Genomic DNA, 16316 nt, shown 5'->3' with positions numbered 1-16316 from the left:
TCCGTCCGGGGGAGAGGCCCCCTCGTGGTGCATACGGCGGTCTGGCCAAGGTCATCACCCATCGGTCTCCCGCGCCGTCGTCCCGCCCCATCCAGGAGTGCTGTCCAGGCCCGAGCCCGACAGCATCCAGGAGGTTCAGAGGAATCAGCGGAGGTGGTGAGTTCGAGCTGTGACCAGGGAGACGGTCGGCTTGGTGAGGCTCCGCGGCCGCCTGGTGGGTTTGGCCGGTACCGCGACCCGCGACCCGCGACTGACGAGTCTGACGAAGAGGCGTGTTGTGCCGACTTGAGGCGTGGGAAGCCGCCCCCGTTACGTCCTACTTCTCCGGCTCCCAGGTGTGGAGTAGGCCGAGCAGGCCTGCGTCTCGAACTGCTGCCGCAGCACAGCCGCTCCGGGTACGGACCGTACGCGCCGATCGGCAGGTACGGCCCGATGAACTCCCGCTCCGGGTCCGGCAGGTGCTGTCGCGTCACACGGCTTGATCTACCGGATCGGGCCTCGTCGCGAGGGCGAATCCCGCAGGTTGATCACAGCCCGATACGCGCCGTAGCTGTCTTAGCCGCCACAGCTCGGGCCGCCCGCTCCGTCGAACTGCACCGAGCTGAAAAAGTCCTGATAGGCCGGGAAGAAGTTGCCCTTGCCGGTCGGGCCGGAGGATGTGACCACGGTGCACCCGGTGTAACCCGCGTCGGACCACAGGTGGATGGTCGAAGGGGTCCGGTTCCAATCGGACTTGGCTCGGTCGTTCATGCCGAGCGCCGCGAGGTCCGGCGTGTTCGACCTCAGCTTGATCATGTCTCCGGTGCCGTCGAGGCCCGAGAACATGCAGTAGTAGCCGGTGGGGCACCGGTCATACCCGTCAGCCGCGTGGGCGGGGGAGATCGTCGCCATGCTCAGGGCTGCCACTGTGCCGGCCAGCCCGGCAAGGATCCGTTGGATGTGGTTCATGCCAGCTCAACGAGCCGTTCCTCTCCAGGTCATGGCCTGGAGCGTCCAGGGACGGGGTTTCCCTGGAGTACAACCCCATCCGCTCCCTGGGGACGTACCTTTGCCGCCTCGGCGGCCTTGGTGGGGTGAAGGCCGCCGTGCCGAAGGCTGCTGCCCTCGGCACACTGCTGAGCGACACCCCACTCGACAAGAACGGACGGCTGGTCGCCAACAGTACAGCTGGTAGGACCCGTTTGTTGCGCCGCCGATCCTGCGGTTCCTGTGCCGATCCGGGTCCCGCCTGGGGGCCAAAAGGTCGTCCTGGGGCTCTGGTCCCAGCGCCGGCTACGCGACGGCTGGAGTGTGCGGCCACCCTGCCGGTCTGGAAGAGCGGGCCCGGGAACCGTCCGCCTCGGTGATCTGTTGCTCCCGGGATGGGTGAGCTCAAGCGCGAGTCGACCCGGCTCTCACCACGCTGCCCGAGCGCCGGCATCAGAAGGTCGTCGGGGGTGCACGAGGGTGGCTTCGAGTGCGTCGCGTTCGGCGAGCCAGCGGGTGGGCAGCGCGTTGAAGTCGGGCAGGCTGGGATCGGCGACGGCCGCCAGGTGCGCGGTTCCGGCGTATTCGCCCAGGCAGACCGACAGGTGATGTCCGGCGGGCAGGAACATCAGTGGTAACAGGGTACGGATGCTGTGACCGTAGAGTTCGAGGGGACGTGCGGGACCGGGGACATGGGTGGCCACCATGGTGGTGCGCCGCGGATGCAGAACCCGCGCCAGGGCCCTGCCGTGCCAGCGCGTGGGCAGGACCTCGAAGAGGACGTCCGCGTTGGGATCGCGGCGGCCGTTCCGGATGTCCGCGGTGGCCAGGTGCGTGGCGGCCAGGCGCTCGGCGGCGGTGGGCAGGTGACAGGGCAGGACGACGGGGACGCCACGGTGGAAGTTGCCCAACGCGGCGCTGTTGCCGCCGCGAGTGCTGAGGGGGACCATCGCCCGCACGGTGCCTGTGGCACGGTCGGGGACCCCGGGCCGCAGGGCGCCCGCAAGGGCGGCCAGGTAGACGTCGTTGAGGCTGGCATCGCCCGCCCGCGCGATGGCCTTCATGCGAGGCAGTGGCGTGTCGACCCACATGCGTCGCGGTGGGCCGGTCGGGGCCTGGACGCGGCCGGGGCCGAGGCTGATTGCGTTCGCGGGCAGCGCGATGCCGGCGACCGCTCGCATCAGGGCACGCACGCGAGCGGTCGTCCAGGAAGGTGGGGGCACCAGGGGTGTGCGGCGGCGCGGGAGGCCGGCTGCGCCCAGCGCGGCGAGCGTGATACCGATCAGGGACATGCCGTCCAAGAGGCCGTGATGGGCGCGAAGGAGCAGGGCGAACTCGTTGTCACGGTGGCCGTGGAGCAGGGTCATGCCCCAGGTGACGTCCGTAAGCGGCCGGCCGCACACGCGCTCGATCCCTGCGTGCAGTGCGACGTCACCGCCGTGCACGGGCAACGCGACCTCCTCGAAGTGGTCGGACGGCTCGGGCGGGCCTGCCGCATTCATGCCCCGTGGGCGGGCCCGGTCGAGCAGCGGAGGGTGGGCCCCGCGGACCAAGTCGATCAACGCGTGTAGTTCGACGGTCGAAGGGGCGGGGCCGGTGACCACGGCTACCCCTCCGATCTCCATGCTCGTGTGCGGGTGTGCCGCCGCGTAGTCGAACCAGCGTTCGCCCGCTGCGCTGGCGTCGTCGTGGTCGTGCACGGTGTTCTCCGCTACATGTCGTTCGCGCGGCGCGATGGGGGTGTGCGCACCTGGGGCTTGCTCACGTCCACGGTCCGCGACCTCCCGGGGGCGTTGCGTCATACGGATGCGTTCCCGGTTACCGGGCGCCTACCGAGGTCGTCGGTGACGTTGCGGATGACGCGGGCCGGTCGTCGGGGACCGCGGCGGCGATCTCGCGCACTAGCGCCCAGGCGTTGCGTACGGAGGCCTGGGACGCCAGGCGCGAGCCCAGGGCAGCGCGCAGGATGTAGCGGCCGTCGATGGTGGTGGGTGTCACGAGGATCTGGTGGGTAGCGTCGAGCTTGGCACGCAGGCGCTCTGTGCGGGCGTTGTCACCGGTGAGGCGGAAACACACCAGTCCGAGTGAGTGTGAGACCAGTTCGAAGCCGGGGCTGTCCCGGACCAGGTCGGCGAGCAGCTCGGCGTGGGAGAGCTGTTCGCGGATGTGCGCGCGCAGGCCCTCGACGCCGTGGGTGCGCAGGACGAACCACAGTTTCAGGGCGCGGAAGGGGTGCATGAGTGGCACCTGCCAGTCGCGGAAGTCGGTGACGTCGCCTGAGTCGCTGGCCTGGTTGCGCAGGAATGGCGGGCGGATGTCCATGGCGGCGGTGAGGCTGTGCCGGTCGGCTACCCACATGGCGTCGCAGGGCGGCCCGGTGAGCAGCCACTTGTGGCAGTTCACGGCGTAGGAGTCGGCGTGCTCGACGCCCTCGTTGATCCAGCGGTTCTCTGGGCAGACGGCGGCCGAGCCGGCGTAGGCGGCGTCTACGTGCAGCCAGGCCCCGAACTCGCGGCACACTGTGGCGACGGCGGCGACGGGGTCGATGGCGCACGTGCCGGTGGTACCGACGGAGGTGACCACGATCGCGGGCACCAGGCCTGCGGCGCGATCGGCTGCCAGTTGCTCGTGCAGGGCGCGCGGGTCCATCTCGCAGGTGCCTGGCAGGGTGGGGATCTGGGTCGGTTCCCCCAGGCCGGCGATGCGTGAGGCCTTGGGGATGCAGGAGTTCGCCTGGCCGGTGCAGTACAGGCGGTAGCGCCCCTCGGTGCCGCGCTCGCGTCAGCGTCCGCCTGAGGCGCGGTACAGGGCGGCGGCTACGGCAACCAGGACCGCTGAGGACGCGGAGTCCTGCAGGACCCCGCCGCCGTCCCCGGTGCTGAGAAATCGCTCCGGCAGGCCCAGCGCGACCGCGAGGTGGTCCAGGACCGCCTCCTCGAGTTCGGTGGCGGCCGGGCCTGTCGACCACATCATGTGTTGGACCGCCAGGCCGGAGGCCAACAGCTCGCCGACCACCGATGCGGGGCTGGTCTGGGTCGGGTAATAGCCGAGGAACGAAGGGTGCTGCCAGTGGACGAGCCCGGGGATCACCACCCGCCGTACATCGGCAAGGACATCCCGGATCGGCTCGCCGTGCTCCGGTACGCCGTCCGGCAGCATCGCTCGTACGTCCCCGGGGTGAAGGTCCGGCGTCACCGGCAGGCGTTCCTCGCGCAGATCCTCCCAGTAGTCCTCGATGATCGCGGCGACCTCGCCGATTGCGCTGTGAAACGAATCATCACCAAGAGTTACTGACATGGCGGGTAACGTACCGCATAGAACTAGTGAAACGGCCCAGATGACAAGCGAATCCGTGCTGTGGCTCGCCCCGCCCCAGCACCTGCCCCACAGCCTGGGGACCCTGCGCGAGGCCGCGGACCGACCGGGCCGTCACCACACATCCCCAGACCACCACCGCCGACTCCCCGAACGCGATCCCCGCGAAGCCGCGTTCGGCGAATACTTCGCGGTCGCACGATGCGCCTGCGCCCCCGCGCCCCTGTTGATCGACGCCCTCGACGACACCCTCGCCACAGTGCGGGCCTTCTCCCGTCACCCAGACGGATCTTTAACGGAGCCCGACCTCGATCTCGCCGCGCACGCGGCCGGCCTGACCCCGAAATCCGGCCTCTACGAGCCCCGGACGCAGGCCACGGTGCGCCAACGCTGGATTCAGGGGCACCGGCTGTTCTTCGCCCTCACCCAGGCGACCGTGGTCGCCCTGCGGCACGCCCTTCGCGCTCCCTCGCCCGCAGGTTCCGCCCTCGGCCTGGAAAGTGCCGCACACTTCCTGCGCGCCAGCGCGTCCGCCCTGCGCATCACCGCGTCTTTCGACGCGCAGGACTACCACGACACTGTCCGGCCTTCGATGGCCCCACCGCAGGCTCCCCGTGGATTCTCCGGCCTGTGGTCGGCCGATCACCGCGTCCTTGTGCAGAGTCTGCGCGAATGGGGGCTTGCCGCACCGGCGAAGTCCTCCAGCTTGCGTCCCGCCCACCAGCACCTGGTCGAAGTCCTGACAGATGTTCACCACGCCCACGTGGGCGTCTGCTCGCGCTTCGTCCCCTCCGGACCCTCCCTGCTCCGCGGCGCGGAACCGGGGGTGCAGGTCCTGGACCGCCTGTGCCAGCGGCGCCGCACCGCGCTGGACGCCGCGCCCGGCAGCACGCCAGGCCAACTGCCCGACGCATGCAATGAAAACCTCACCATGCGCCCGTGAACCCGCACGTGACGCGCCCCGGGCGGGCGGGGGAAGCAGCCCCGGCTCGGCCGTTGAGCGGTCTTCCCGCCAGCAGCAACATCACTTGTGTGCGCCTTGATCGTTAGTGCCGGTATGCCAGTACACAGCGAGGACGGGACAGGGCGGGGTGCCTGGTCGGCTCCCCGGGCCTGGAGGGTGGTGGTGTGCGCGGCGGTTGCCCTGGTCGCGGCGCTCCTGAGCCTCCCAGCAGTGTTCGGCGCTTTCGGCGCAGGAGGGACCATCGCCACAGGCACCGAGTCAACCAGGGCTCAGACTCAGGCTGAGGTACTAGGAGTCGGCACCCCGGACCTGGTGCTCGCCGTGACGGTGCGCGACGGGGGCGCACGGCCGGCGATCGCAGCCGGTGCCGGTGCCGTTGCCCGTGTGCTGGCAGGCGAGCCGGCTGTGCGTACGGTGCAGTCGGCCGCCACGGGAGATCCGTGGCTGATGTCGCGGGACGGACGCACCGGCCTGGTGACGGTCTCGCTGTTGGGCAGCGACGCGGACCGCAAGGAAGCGGCGTTGCGTCTCGTGCCCAAGGCGCGGGCGGCGGTGCCGGGGATGCGGGTGGACGCGAGTGGCGTCTCATGGGCGACGGCCGAGATCGACCAACAGGCCGAGGCCGATCTGCTGAAGGCGGAACTCTGGGCTGCGCCGCTCATCATGCTTCTCCTGCTGCTGACCTACGGTTCGTGGGCTGCGGCCGCGCTGCCCCTCGTGGTTGCGATGCTGGCCGTCGTCTGCTGTGTACCGTTGCTGGGTCTGCTGGGCCACGTGAGTGATGTGTCAGCGTTCGCCGTCAACGCGGCCGCGGCTATCGGCTTCGGTCTGTCGATCGACTTCACCTTGTTCGTCCTGGCCCGCTACCGCGAGGAGCACGCGAAGGGAAGGCCGCGCGCCCGGGCACTGGACGTGGCGCTCAATACATCTGGTCGCTGCGTGTTCTGTTCGGCTGTGGTGATCTCGTCATGCCTGGTGGCGGTGGCCTTCATCCCCGTCCCGCTGCTGCGCGCGCTGGCTCTGGCGGGTGTGGCGGTGACGTTGCTGGCGGCGCTGGCCGCGTTGACGGTGCTGCCGGCCGCGTTGACGCTGCTGGGTGATCGCGTCGATGGCGCCGACCCGCTGCGCAGACTGCGCCGGGCTCCGGTCGCAGGAGCCAGCCGGTTCTGGCGGGAGCTCGCCCGCCGTGTCATTGCCCGGCCCGTGGCGGCGGGCCTGGGGACGCTCGCGGTGCTGGTCGTGGTGGCTTGGCCCGCAACGGGTCTGCGGTTGGGCGCGATCGACGAGCAGACGCTGCCGTCGGCGGCCTCGGCCGCCACTGCGGCCGCGGACCTGCGCGGGCGCTTCGACGTATCTCCGGAACGCGTCCAGGTGGTGGTCCTTGAACGGCCGGGCGCGCGTCTTGGAAACTACACGGTCGCCGTGGCCCGGCTGCCGCATGTCGGTGCGGTGCGCATTGTGCCCAACCCTGCGGCCGATCGGCCCGGACAGGCGGCGCAGGAACAGCGCCCGACAGTGGTGCTGGTGGCGGCAACGGTGGGACCTGATACGCCCCAGGCAGCGCGCCTGGTCGATGGGCTGCGCAAGACTCCGGCGCCGGGCCCGGTCCTGGTAGGCGGCCGTGCCGCGCAGATCACCGACACGACAGACGCGGTGCGTGGCGCGCTGCCCTGGGTGGCAGTGGCGATGTGTGTGGTCCTGCTGGCCGCGCTCACCGTGTTCACCCGCAGTGCGATGGCCCCTCTGAAAGCGCTCGCGGTGGCCGTCATCAGCTTGGCTGCCGTTACCGGATTGATCGTGTGGACCTTCCAGTACGGACACGGGGCGGACGTGCTGGGCGGGTTCACGGTCACCGGCACCCTCGACGCAAGTTTGCTGCTGTTCACCCTGGCCGTCGCGTTCGGCCTGTCCATCGACTACGAGGTCTTCCTCCTCGGCAGGATCAGGGAGGAGTTCGACCGCGGCCTGGACAACCAGGCGGCCATCGTCAAGGGCATCTCCCGCACCGGACGGCTGATGACCTCCGCCGCGGCTGCCCTCGCCATCTCCACCGCCGCCATCACGACTTCCCACGTCACCATCCTCAAGCTCATGGGTGCGGGCATCGCATCGGCAGCGATCCTCGACGCCGTCCTGGTCCGCGGAATCCTCGTCCCCTCGGTCATGGCACTTCTCGGTCCCGCCAACTGGTGGAGGCCGGCACACGTCGGCCGACGACGTGGTGGCGGCCCGCGCACCGCACAAAGTGAACCCGCGAAGGGCTGACCGCCCGGATGCCAGGTCACCACCCGTCCCCCCGCCTGGGTCACGGGGAACGGTGACGGCAACCGGCTGACGCGCGGGTGGCTCCAGAACAAGCCCAGCATCCGAGGCGGTGTGATACCGCAGGCGGCGGATTCCAGGCAGGACCGGGACCGCCTGCGACGAAGTCGGCGACAGTGATCAGCAACGTCCTCACCCTTAGGGCGCCGTCCCTCCAGGCCAAGGCCAGGCGGTCCGAGGGCATCCACCAGTCCGCGAGGGCATGGCCGGGCGGTCATCACTTGTCGGAACGTCGAGATGCCCGCTTGGACTCGCCTCGGCAACGGCTGAGCTACGGCAACCCGCCCCGGTGCGGGCAACCGGCAACCGCTGCCCGCACCGGGCCGTCCAGCCCTTCCTCTGTCTCGATCGTTGTCGAAGCCCCACAGGACAACCGCTTGCGCATACCCCTGCCCACGGCCGGTGCAACCAAGTCCGGCGGTGGACCCATGACCGCGCTTCTTCGCAACCTCGGTATGGACCCGGATTCGAGGCACTTTGTATGCCGTGGGACGCCTCGGTGTCTTCCGCCTCATTCCAACGCTCCGTACGGATCGCCGATCGCTACCGCGCCGCGAAAGGCTTCACCGTCACCAGCCTGCGCGCCTTTCCTCACCCGTGGGCACCCCCACCGTCCCGGCGCCCACTGCGCACCGGGCAATCCACACCGGCACAGGACACTGGCCGGGCCGGAGCCGCTTCAAGGCCTCTCCCGGCGCGGGTCCTGCGGGGCCCGCGCCGGGCCCTGGTGCTGCGCCGGGGTTACGTCATGGGCAGTTGGGGGCGCCGCGGAGCACGACGGCGAGCAGCCGTCGGATGGTCGCCTTCGCGTTCTCGCCCTTCGCGTTCTCGCCCCCTGCCGGCGGGCGTGTCATCAGCAGGTGGTGAGTGGTGCCGACGAGCGCGAGCGCGATCGTGGCGGTGTCGGCGTCGGCGGGTAGCCGGCCGCCGCGCTGCTCCGCCTGGAGGTAGGCGGTGAAGGCGTGCTGGATGGCATCGAACGCCGGGGCGCCGGCCTGGAAGCCCTGCCGGGTGTGCAGCGCGGCCGCCGGGCGGGTCATGGCCAGCCCCACCACGGCTGGAGGCAGGGCCTCCAGCAGGACCAGGACGACTTCTTGCAGGTTGTCCGCAACGGTGGCCGTCCCGGCTTTCGCCTTCAGCGCCTGGGCCTGGCGGGCGCTGCGCGCGAACCGGTCGAGGACCAGCTCGGCGACGAACTCGTCGAGGCCGGCGAAGTGCGTGTGCAGGACGCCCTTGGCGCAGTCCGCCTCCGCCGTGACCGCGCGGCTGGTCAAAGCGGCGGCGCCGTCGCGGGCCACCACCCGCTCGGCCGCCGCGAACAGCCGCTCCCGCAAGTCCGGGATCGCCACTCCGCGAGGTGACACAACTGCCCCTTTCCTTCAGCCCCATTGTAAGTATGGGCATTCGCCCATACTGTTTGGGCACTTGCCCATTCTAGGGGCCGGGTAGCGTGCTGCGCCCCGCCTCGAGGGAGTTCACCCATGGACCAACTCATCAACACCGCGCAGGCCGAGGCGTGGAACGGCTACGAGGGCGAGCAGTGGGCCCGCAGCCAGGACCGCTGGGATGCGGTCAACGACGGCTTCAACCAGCCCCTCCTGGACGCTGCGGCCCTCACGGAGACCGACCGCGTGCTGGACATCGGCTGTGGGACCGGCCGCACGACCCGTCTCGCGGCCCGGCGCGCCTACCGGGGAGAGGCGGTCGGCCTGGATCTGTCCGCCCCGATGCTGGGCCGGGCCCGGGCGAGCGCCCTGCGGGAAGGGGTGGAGAACGTCTCGTTCGTCCAGGGCGACGCCCAGGTCCACGCCTTCGGCGCCGAGGGGTTCGATGCGGTGATCAGCCGCTACGGCATGACCTTCTTCACCGACCCCGTCGCCGCGTTCGCCAACCTCCACTCCGCACTGCGCCCCGGGGGCCGGCTGGCCTTCATCTGCGCGGCCGAGGCCGAGGCCAACGAGTGGCTCGCGGCCCTGGCTTCGCTGGAGGGCATCCTGCCGCTCGGCGGCTTCGGGGAGCCCGGCGGCCCCGGCATGTTCGCGCTCACTGATCCCGACCGCATCCGCGCCCTGGTCACCGCGGGCAGGTTCGCCGGAGTCGAGGTGCGGCGAAGCGAGGTCCCGGGGAAGTGGGGCGCCGACGCGGCGGATGCCGCGGCGTTCCTGCTGGACTCCGGCCCCGGGCGCCACCTTCTCGACCAGGTCGGCCCCCGGGAACAGGCCAGAGCCCGGCAGGCGCTGACAGCCGCGCTGCGCCGCTATGAGGCCGATGGCGCGGTGTGGCTGCGCAGCAGTTCCTGGCTGGTCACCGCCGTACGCCGTGAGGCCGCGCAGGCCTGACGCTCGCTGCGGCCGGCCGCTGCTCAGGAGCGGCCTGGCGCTCCCGCTCCTGCGCGCGCTGGATGATCCGTCACCCCAGCTCCTCACCCTCGGCAGGGGTGTGGTCCCGCTCGATGACGACGGCCGCCCTGAGCGCGCCATCGGCCCCGAGCCGTCTGCAGGCAGAGTGGAACAGGTCCAGGGCGCATAGGCCCAGATGTAGTTCCCGGCATGCGCGGGGTTGCGGACACTCACCGTGCACTGCCCCAGGGGCCCGGCGTTCTCCGCGGCCGCTGGCGCCGTACTGATCCCCGGCACTACGGAGGCCAGGGCCACGAGAGCAGTAGGGAGCTCTTGGAGGAACTTGAGATCCGGGTCGCTCGGGGTGGGCATGGGGTGCGGGGCGGACATGCATGGCCTCGGCGCCGCCGTGGAGAGGGTTCATTCGTGATGACCACCACCGATGCTCTGCCTGGCCGAGCCGTGCGCTCACTGCCGTTGATGTGATCGGCCTGGGCGGAGCGGAGTTCCGGCTGCCGCTACTCATCGGCGTCTTCGGGTTCACGGCCCTGTCGGCGGTCATTCTCAACAAGGCGATGAGCCTGATCGTGGTGCCGGCCACGCTGCCCGCCCGGTTGACCTCGGTGCCCTTCTCCGACCTGGGCGCGCGCTGGCCGACCGTGGTCAACCTGCTGGCCGGGAGCCTGCTCGGCGCCTGGGTGGGGGCGTCGTGGGCGGTCCGGATGCGGACCGCCACCCTCTACCGGGTGCCGCCACCCTTTACCGGGTGCTCCCTGTACTGATGGTCTTCATGGCCGCCGCCTTGTGGCCGCCCATACCTTGGAACTGGCCAGTGCGGGGCTCAGTGGAGCGGTGCGCATCGTGACTGGGGCGGTGGCCGGGTTCGGGATCGGCATGGTCACCGCGATCATGGGTGTGCCCGGGGGTGAGCTGCTCGGAGCTGGGCTCCCAGCCCCCGGCATAGGGGACAGCCTGCGGGCGCCAGAATTTCGTGAGATGTGTTGACCGCTGACAGAGGTTTTCGAGTGCGACGGCGTCCTATCCAGCTGCTGAATGACTCTCCTTGGACGGGCAGTGGTACGAGAGCCATCCGCCCGGGCGCCTCCAGCAACTGAACAGGGTTGACACAACGGTAAAGCGTGCTAGCCCCTCGCGTCGCCGTGATCAGGTGGACTGCAGGTTCTTCACGGTCTGGGCCGGGGGCTCCGGCTGCCGTGCCTCTTGTTGGCGTTGGGCCCAGCGGACGGCGAGTGGGGCCGCCATGCCTGTGACGGCGAACAGCGCACCTAAGACGTACCACCCGGGGCGCCCCCAGGTGATGCACAGCGAGATGGCCAAGGTCGGCCCGACGGCTTCGGACAGTCCGACACCCAGGCCGAAGACCCCGAGGTACTGGCCGGTGGCGCGTTCCGGGGCCAGAGCGAAGGACACTTCGAAGCCTGCAGCGGCGTGCCACAGTTCGCCCACTGTATGGACCACTACCCCGGTCAACAGCAGTGTGACCGCGGCCCAGGTCGGCACACCCGCGGACAGGGAGATCAGCGAGCAGGAGACGAGGAAGGCTACGCCCGCTCGCCGGTAGGCGCGCGCGCCGGCAGAGGCGGAATCGATGTTGCGGCTGGCGCGGACCTGGAACGCGATGACGAGGAGGGTGTTGGCGAGCATGGTGCCGGAGATCAGCCAGGGGGGTGCGGTGGTTGCGGTGACCATCCAGAGCGGGATGGCCACGGTGAGGACCTTGAACTGGATCGCCATGATGCCGTCAAGGGTGGTGATCAGGAGGTAGGGCCGGTCGCGAAGGGCGATCCAGCGTGGGCCGCTGGCGGCGGGCTTAGGGGCGATGGAGGGCAGGATGATGAGGACGGCTGCGGCGGCTGCGAAGGAGACGGCGTTGGCGACGACCAGGGCTTGGTAGGCGGACTGCGTGCCGACTTGGACGGCCCAGCCCGCCAGCAGCGCTCCGAGGGAGATGCCGATGTTGGAGATGGCGCGGAGGTAGCCGCGGAATGCCTGCGGCCTGTCTCCTCCGTAGTGTCGGATCAGGGGGGAGCGTGCGGCGAGGCCGGCTGCTTTGGCGCTGGTGGCAGTGGCAACGGCAAGGACGAACGGCCAGAAGCTGTCTGCCAGGACGAAGGCGGCCGTACCTAGCGCCTGGACAACCAGCGTGGTCGCATACACGCCGCGTGCGCCGTATCGGTCGGCAAGGTGGCCGACGCCGATGCCTACGCCGAGCGAGACGAATCCGGCGATGGCGAGCCCGAGTCCGACCTGGCTTGCCGGGAGGTGTGCCGCCTGCGTGAAGTACAGCACCCCCGCGGTCAGGAAGAGGCCACTGCCAACGGTGTACACGAAGTTGGAGGCGGCGAGGACGCGTTGTGGTCTGGTGTCCGGTATCAGGTGGGGCATGGCGTAGCTCCGCATCCTAGGCACGCGGTAAGGGTCACTGACGCTCTGGATATGTTACAGACCCGGCGCGAATCTCGGTCGCTTATCGGTCAAAGAGGCGGCATTGAAGGGTGCTGAGAAGTGGCGACCGTTCAGCGGTGGCTGCCCGTCGACGCTGCCGCGCGGAGCCGCGAGGCGTGTGGGGAGCGACCGCCTCACGACCTGGTGGCCGCTTGCTGGCTTAGGGCTCGAAGAGAATCAACATGCTGATTTGATCTCTGCTGGGTGGGTGTTAGCGAGGAACGCGGTGAGGTCAGCAGGCGTGTGGAACCTGGCTGTCGACGGTGGAATGGTGTAACCATGCTCGGCCAGGAGGGGCTGGACTTGGTGAACGGCCCTGGTCAGGGGGTGCTGCCGTTGACTCCGAAGAGCTGGGCGAGCGGGTCTCGGGTGCCGATCCTGCGGAGGTAGGGCACGGTGGCCAGGACTCCGTCGCCGGTGGTCAGCCTGTCCTTCGCCCCTGCGCCGCGAGCGCGGATGCGCTCACCTCCTCGTTGCTTTAGCCGTTCCTGCTCACGTAACTCAGCGGGTTTCGTGAGCAGTTGGTCGACGAGTCCGTCCAGTGCCGGTTCAGGCATGCCGGTCAGCTCCGGGTTGCGCAGACACCCGGTGCGGGGCGACAGGTGTGGGCCAGCTGATCGCGGGCTCCTGGCTGAACCGGCTGCGCTGGTGGTTTCGGGAGGCTGAGGGTGGAGGGTGTGGTTTCAGTCGCCGTGGAAACGGTGCCGGTCCATCGGCAGGGCGCCGATGTCGCTGTCGGTGACCTTGATGCCGGTGTCGTAGGTGCCCGGGTCGCGTTCGGCGTGGACCTTCAGCCCGGTGCGGGTGGTGGCCGCGATGCTGTTCACGATGACGTCGTGGCTGGTCAGCGGTCGGCCTCGCCAGTTCATGGAGATGTGGGAGAACAGCCGGTGCTCGATCTTGTTCTATTTCGAAGTGCCCGGCGGCATGGCAGACCGTGATGTCCAGGCCCGTCTCGGTGGCCAGTGCTGCGAGTTCAGTCTTCCAGGCACGGGTGCGGTAGCCGTTGGAGCAGTCTGCGTCCGCGGTGATCATCAGACGGGTGGCGGCCGGGTAGTCGTGCCGACCGCGGGCGTGCCACCAACGGCGGATGGAGGCGACAGCGAACGCGGCGGTGTCGTGATCGGTGCCGACACTGACCCAGCCGGTATTCGCGGCGATGTCGTAGATCCCGTACGGGATCGCCTTGCCCGGTCCCCGACGGCCCAGGAAATCGTGCGCACCGGCCAAGCGCTGACGTTCCACTGCTCCATCAGCTCCACGACTTCCTTGAACGTGGGAGCCGCGCGCCGAGGCAGCGCGGGCGACCGACCCACCGGCTTAGACCACACGACGTACAGGCGCCGCAACGAAGTCGAGCGAACCATCAATGCCCTCATGCCCTCAAGGGCCACAGGGCCGTAGCCACACGCTTTGACAAGCGAGCGTGTATCTTCCATGGCACCGTCACTGTTGCTGCCGTGCGCCTCTGGCTCCGCTCGTGACTCGCTGAACAACCCGTCCAACGGCCGGGCGACGCAGTCACCGCCCCAGCACAGCACCGCCGTTGCTGTTGAGGAACTCGCCTGTGATGTAGCCGGCTTCGGGGGAGGCCAGGAAGGCGACGGCCGCGGCGATGTCCTCAGGCTCTCCCACTCTGCCGACCAGGGTCTGGTCCCGGCGCCTGGCAAGTTCCTCCTCGTCGGCGGGTGTGCCGAAGAAATCGGTGCCGGCGACGAACCCGGGCATCACGACATTGGCCGTCGCACCATGCGGCCCCAGCTGCTGCGCGAGCGTATGGTTCCACGCCAACAGGGCGGCCTTGGCGGCTCCGTAGGCTCCGTTGCCCCGCAGGGCGGCAACGGAGCCGATGGTCACCACCCGGCCGCCAGGCTGTGCCAGACGCGGCAGCAATGCCTCGGTGAGCAGTACCGCCGACAGGACGTTGCTGTCGAAGACCCGCCGCCACCGCTCGGCAACCTCCTTCAGGCTCCCGTCCTGCGCGGGCCCGCCCTGGCCACCCGCGTTGTTCACCAGCACATTGACGTCCGCCGGAAGGTCGTCCAGCGCCCGCTCGACCTCCTCCGGCACCGACAGGTCTACCGCAACGGCCCGCACGGGGTGAGCACTCTCGATCTCCCGCGCTGCCGCACGCAGGACCTCGGCCCGCCGCCCCAGAATAGTGACCTTGTCGCCCTGCCGAGCGAACCGCCCGGCGATGGCCCGGCCGATGCCGGTGCCGCCACCGCTGACCACTACGACACGTCCCGCCCCATCCATCAGCCCCTCCACACTCCTTCTCCGACGCCCCTGCCACCAAGATCCCCACCTTGTCACGGACACCCGTCGGTCTCGGCCCGGAATGCGAAGTACCGCAGTGACCTCCGACACCGCCCCTGGCTCGATGGCGCACACGGACACCTTGAGCAGACGCTGCATCGTGCGACGCCGGTCGTCGTTGATGTGCTCAAACGCTTCCCGGCGGCGCCGAGGGGCGGCGGACGGGTTGGTGAGTTGATCCGCATGCTGGACGCTGATCTTCGTTCGCTCACCCTCGCTGAGTAACTGGCCCTGACAAAGGTGTTGGACGTGGCGGTGGGTGATCAGGCAGACGGCGAGGCCGAGGAAAGCTTCGTGGATGTCGTCGCGTCGTTCCCAGCGGATCCGCGGGCGGCGGAAGCCGTCCAGCCAGGAGATGGTGCGCTTGACGACCCACCGGATGGTGCCCAGGCCGGTGCCGTGCGGCTGGCCCCGCTCGGCGATCACCGGCCGGATCCCGCGTTTCCGCAGAAGTCGGCGGTATGTGTCGTGGCCGTAGCCGCGGTCGGCAGACAGCATGTGGGGGCGCCTGCGTGGCCGGCCGACAGGACCGGCAACGCGGGGATCTTGTCCAGCAGCGGCAGCAGTTGTGTGATGTCGTTGCGGTTTCGGCCGGTCAGCGACACCGCGCGCGGGGTGCCCTGGCCGTCGGTGGTGATGTGGTGCTTGCTGCCCGGGTGTGCGCGGTCGGCCGGACTGGGTCCGCTTTGGGGCCCCTGCGAGCGGCCTTGAGGCGGCGGGGGGGGGAGTCGATCACCGCCCGGGACCAGTCGAGCTGGTTCTTCGACCGCAGCGTGTTCAGCAGCAGCTTGTGGAGCTCGTCCCCGACGCCGGCTTCGTTCCAGGCCGCCAGGCGACGCCAGTACGTCATGCCCGAGCCGAAGCCGAGCTCCTGAGGCAGGTACTCCCTCTGGATCCCGGTAGGCAGGACGAACAGGATCCCGCACAAAGCCTGCCGGTCAGGAACCCGCGGACGCCCTTTTCCACCTTCTTCGGCGGCGGCTCTGGCAGCAACGGCTCGATCAGCGACCACAGTTCGTCCGACACGATGCCCGGCCGCGACTGACGTTTCCCCACGAATCGTCTAGGCCGGGGCTCGGGCGCAGCCGGTCGGGCATGTCCACGGTGCACCACGTCAACAGGACTCCGTTACGTAAGTCCACCGCCTCGGCGTCACCGCTCCAGTGCCGGGAGTAGACGCTGAGGGCTGCCGTCAGGCCTTCTGCGCTCGTCGCTTCCTGCGAACGGCGTCAGGTCCGTGGGTTCCAGGCTTGGCGTCTCTTCTGCCGGCTCGCGCCGCAGTGTCGCCTCCAGGCTGGCATCGTCCCGTGACCGTTTGCCTCCCACGAGTGCCAGGACCCAGGACTGCCAGATGCCCTCGCGTCATCTCGGCGATGAAGGAGGTACGGGCCGGTTCCGTTGACTTTACCGACCATGGACGGCCGGGTCGGCTCTGAGCTGGGGCGCTGTGTTGCCCATCCATACGTGACGCGGTGGGCTGCCAGTGAGGGCGGATTCGGGATCTTCAGTGTGGCCTCCTGGTGAAGTCGGCCCGGGGCGCGGAACCGGTCTTTCGACCGGTGCGTTTCCCCGGAGCCGCTTGCCGGACCGGGGATACGACTTGGCACCAGTGAAGGGTGACGACT

General features: G+C 69.6%; 11 protein-coding genes and 4 pseudogenes. 5 read left to right on the top strand and 10 right to left on the bottom strand.

Features of this window, described 5'->3' with window-relative positions; genetic code table 11:
* Positions 1-555: 555 nt before the first annotated feature.
* From ABZ404_RS31355 to ABZ404_RS31345, 3 genes and pseudogenes are all read right to left on the bottom strand, one after another.
* The gene (locus ABZ404_RS31355) at positions 556-948 is read right to left on the bottom strand and encodes a peptidase inhibitor family I36 protein (protein WP_358832295.1); all 393 of its coding nucleotides are present in this window, start codon (positions 946-948) and stop codon (positions 556-558) included.
* 446 nt (positions 949-1394) lie between these two features.
* Positions 1395-2666 (bottom strand): WS/DGAT domain-containing protein, encoded by a 1272-nt coding sequence (locus ABZ404_RS31350; RefSeq protein ID WP_358832296.1) that lies wholly within the window; start codon positions 2664-2666, stop codon positions 1395-1397.
* 118 nt (positions 2667-2784) lie between these two features.
* Positions 2785-4263 (bottom strand): annotated as a pseudogene (locus ABZ404_RS31345) (pyridoxal-dependent decarboxylase).
* Between ABZ404_RS31345 and ABZ404_RS31340 the strand changes: the two are divergent.
* Entirely contained in the window at positions 4262-5224 is a 963-nt protein-coding gene (locus ABZ404_RS31340; RefSeq protein WP_358991125.1) for a hypothetical protein, read from the top strand. The pseudogene ABZ404_RS31345 and the gene ABZ404_RS31340 overlap by 2 nt on opposite strands.
* A 114-nt stretch (positions 5225-5338) precedes the next feature.
* On the top strand, positions 5339-7510 hold the full coding sequence (locus tag ABZ404_RS31335; RefSeq protein ID WP_358832298.1) for an MMPL family transporter: 2172 nt from the start codon (positions 5339-5341) through the stop codon (positions 7508-7510).
* A gap of 803 nt (positions 7511-8313) precedes the next feature.
* Here the strand turns inward: ABZ404_RS31335 and ABZ404_RS31330 are convergent.
* Positions 8314-8931: a TetR family transcriptional regulator gene (locus tag ABZ404_RS31330; RefSeq protein ID WP_358832299.1), complete on the bottom strand. Its 618-nt coding sequence runs from the start codon at positions 8929-8931 to the stop codon at positions 8314-8316.
* 117 nt (positions 8932-9048) lie between these two features.
* Here ABZ404_RS31330 and ABZ404_RS31325 point away from each other — a divergent pair, with 117 nt between their 5' ends.
* Both ABZ404_RS31325 and ABZ404_RS31320 read left to right on the top strand, forming a co-directional pair.
* Positions 9049-9906, top strand: a complete 858-nt coding sequence (locus ABZ404_RS31325; RefSeq protein WP_358832300.1) for a class I SAM-dependent methyltransferase — start codon at positions 9049-9051, stop codon at positions 9904-9906.
* A gap of 482 nt (positions 9907-10388) precedes the next feature.
* Positions 10389-10688, top strand: a complete 300-nt coding sequence (locus tag ABZ404_RS31320) for a hypothetical protein (protein WP_358832301.1) — start codon at positions 10389-10391, stop codon at positions 10686-10688.
* 382 nt (positions 10689-11070) lie between these two features.
* Here ABZ404_RS31320 and ABZ404_RS31315 read toward each other — a convergent pair whose 3' ends face one another.
* From ABZ404_RS31315 to ABZ404_RS31305, 3 genes and pseudogenes are all read right to left on the bottom strand, one after another.
* Complete coding sequence (locus tag ABZ404_RS31315) at positions 11071-12312, bottom strand: MFS transporter (RefSeq protein ID WP_358832302.1); 1242 nt, start codon at positions 12310-12312, stop codon at positions 11071-11073.
* A gap of 380 nt (positions 12313-12692) precedes the next feature.
* A complete protein-coding gene (locus tag ABZ404_RS31310; RefSeq protein ID WP_358832303.1) occupies positions 12693-12929 on the bottom strand; it encodes a hypothetical protein in 237 nt (78 codons plus the stop codon).
* Positions 12930-13058: 129 nt separating this feature from the next.
* Positions 13059-13590: pseudogene (locus ABZ404_RS31305) on the bottom strand (ISAzo13 family transposase); the annotation flags it as partial.
* Between the two features lie 69 nt (positions 13591-13659).
* On the opposite strand from ABZ404_RS31305, the pseudogene ABZ404_RS31300 reads away from it, so the two are divergent.
* Positions 13660-13856 (top strand): annotated as a pseudogene (locus tag ABZ404_RS31300) (IS5/IS1182 family transposase); the annotation flags it as partial.
* A 37-nt stretch (positions 13857-13893) separates the two neighbouring features.
* Here ABZ404_RS31300 and ABZ404_RS31295 read toward each other — a convergent pair.
* The 3 genes and pseudogenes from ABZ404_RS31295 to ABZ404_RS31285 form a co-directional block, all read right to left on the bottom strand.
* The gene (locus ABZ404_RS31295) at positions 13894-14790 is read right to left on the bottom strand and encodes an SDR family oxidoreductase (RefSeq protein WP_358832314.1); all 897 of its coding nucleotides are present in this window, start codon (positions 14788-14790) and stop codon (positions 13894-13896) included.
* A 177-nt stretch (positions 14791-14967) separates the two neighbouring features.
* Positions 14968-15747 (bottom strand): annotated as a pseudogene (locus ABZ404_RS31290) (IS5 family transposase); the annotation flags it as partial.
* Between the two features lie 96 nt (positions 15748-15843).
* Entirely contained in the window at positions 15844-16044 is a 201-nt protein-coding gene (locus ABZ404_RS31285; RefSeq protein ID WP_358832315.1) for an NUDIX domain-containing protein, read from the bottom strand.
* Positions 16045-16316 lie beyond the last annotated feature (272 nt).

It is taken from the genome of Streptomyces sp. NPDC005878 (assembly GCF_040629815.1).
GTDB lineage: Bacteria > Actinomycetota > Actinomycetes > Streptomycetales > Streptomycetaceae > Streptomyces.
The sequence above is the reverse complement of the archived record's forward strand: the minus strand, read 5'-3'. Positions and strand labels throughout refer to the sequence as shown.

Bases quoted from the DNA above. Each gene is read 5' to 3' on its own strand.
- ABZ404_RS31355 (WP_358832295.1), bottom strand. From the start codon at position 948: ATGAACCACATCCAACGGATCCTTGCCGGGCTGGCCGGCACAGTGGCA.
- ABZ404_RS31340 (WP_358991125.1), top strand. From the start codon at position 4,262: ATGGCGGGTAACGTACCGCATAGAACTAGTGAAACGGCCCAGATGACA.
- ABZ404_RS31335 (WP_358832298.1), top strand. From the start codon at position 5,339: ATGCCAGTACACAGCGAGGACGGGACAGGGCGGGGTGCCTGGTCGGCT.
- ABZ404_RS31325 (WP_358832300.1), top strand. From the start codon at position 9,049: ATGGACCAACTCATCAACACCGCGCAGGCCGAGGCGTGGAACGGCTAC.
- ABZ404_RS31315 (WP_358832302.1), bottom strand. From the start codon at position 12,312: ATGCCCCACCTGATACCGGACACCAGACCACAACGCGTCCTCGCCGCC.
- ABZ404_RS31310 (WP_358832303.1), bottom strand. From the start codon at position 12,929: ATGCCTGAACCGGCACTGGACGGACTCGTCGACCAACTGCTCACGAAA.
- ABZ404_RS31295 (WP_358832314.1), bottom strand. From the start codon at position 14,790: ATGCAGCGTCTGCTCAAGGTGTCCGTGTGCGCCATCGAGCCAGGGGCG.